2 protein-coding genes are annotated in these 1,275 nt (G+C 56.3%); both read left to right on the top strand.

Going from position 1 to position 1,275, the window contains the following annotated elements:
• Nucleotide 1: 1 nt before the first annotated feature.
• Nucleotides 2-202 (top strand): DUF2905 domain-containing protein, encoded by a 201-nt coding sequence (locus VN622_00055; protein ID HWR34245.1) that lies wholly within the window; start codon nucleotides 2-4, stop codon nucleotides 200-202.
• 158 nt (nucleotides 203-360) lie between these two features.
• Entirely contained in the window at nucleotides 361-1,026 is a 666-nt protein-coding gene (locus VN622_00050; protein HWR34244.1) for a hypothetical protein, read from the top strand.
• The last annotated feature ends 249 nt before the right edge of the window (nucleotides 1,027-1,275 follow it).

The raw sequence follows: 1,275 nt of genomic DNA, 5'->3' as shown, positions 1-1,275 counted from the left end.
GATTATCTTCGGAGCTGTGCTATTGCTGGTCGGCGTGCTCCTGCTCGTTGCCGGACGCCTCAATCTGCCCATTGGACGGTTGCCCGGCGATATCACCTATCGCGGCAAGAACACGGTAGTTTACTTTCCACTCATGACGTCAATCGTCATCAGCGTCCTGCTGTCGCTGGTGCTGTGGCTGGTCAGCCACTTTCGCCGGTGATCCGGCGAGAAGACAAAAAAGCGGACGCGGCCGGGATCGAGAGTATCCTCATCCCAGGTTAACGCCGAACTGCACAGCGTGAACCTGGGGCACCGGGGCGTTACCTTCCTCATGTTGGAACGGCAGCGGGATACGCCGGATACTGTCTGGCAGAAGCCATGAATACGATGTGGATCGTTGTACTCGTGATCGGGGGCGGTGTCCTGCTGTGCGTTGCTTTCGGCTTTCTCATTGAGCAGTTCCGGATGGCAAGGCACGCTGGACTTTCTCGCGATGAGTTTGTGTCGTTCTTTGCTGAAGCGGGCGTGGCACTAAACATCCCATCGGTCGTGTATGACCACTACAAGTCTCGAGCGGTCCGTGGTCGATTTAAGCTTGCGCCGAATGATACATACGAATGGCTGCTGGAAGGAGATGAAGAGATTGAGGAAGACGCTTCCGATCTGCTAAAGCAGCTTAAACTGGAAAAGCCCTTGGAAACGGTCGGGATGAGATGGGCTGACAGGATGCACACAGTTGCTGACAGGTATTTTGGCTCGATTCCATTCGTCGGCAACAGTCATCCGGCACCTTGCCTTGATCAACGATGCCGACCGCCTACATCTACGACGACGTGCCGCGTTGTGCATCACAGTTCACCGGCAAAGAACGATGCAGAAACCGGCCTCGACTACTTCGGAGCTAGGTACTATGGCTCCAATGATTCCTGTCCCCTGATCCCGAGCAGGAGAGTGGATTTCTCTACATGGACGATCCACAAGCTTGGAATGGATACGCCTATGCTCGGAATAATCCACTCCTGTACTCGGGACCGGGCGCGATAAGTGCTGAAGGGCCCGGAGGATTGTGTCCTGCGAATTCTCAGTTGGAACCGGGCGGCCTCGGGGGACATGGAGTTCGAGACGCGTTGCTGCCCTGCTTGGTTTACACTTTCGGGTAGTGGGGAACCAGGCACAATTTGATTTCAGCTTCTCGCCGCCAGAACGCCGCATCTGGCCCGTGCGCGATCTGGTCACGTCCGTGCGCACCCAACTCGAGCGCCAGTACACGGATGTTTGGGTGGAGGGCGAGAT

The organism is Clostridia bacterium (genome assembly GCA_035561135.1).
GTDB lineage: Bacteria > Acidobacteriota > Terriglobia > Terriglobales > Acidobacteriaceae > DATMYA01.
This window is presented reverse-complemented; position numbering and strand designations above follow the sequence as displayed.

What these genes read in the sequence shown, in the direction of transcription:
- VN622_00050 (HWR34244.1), top strand. Translation starts at nt 361, where the DNA reads ATGAATACGATGTGGATCGTTGTACTCGTGATCGGGGGCGGTGTCCTG.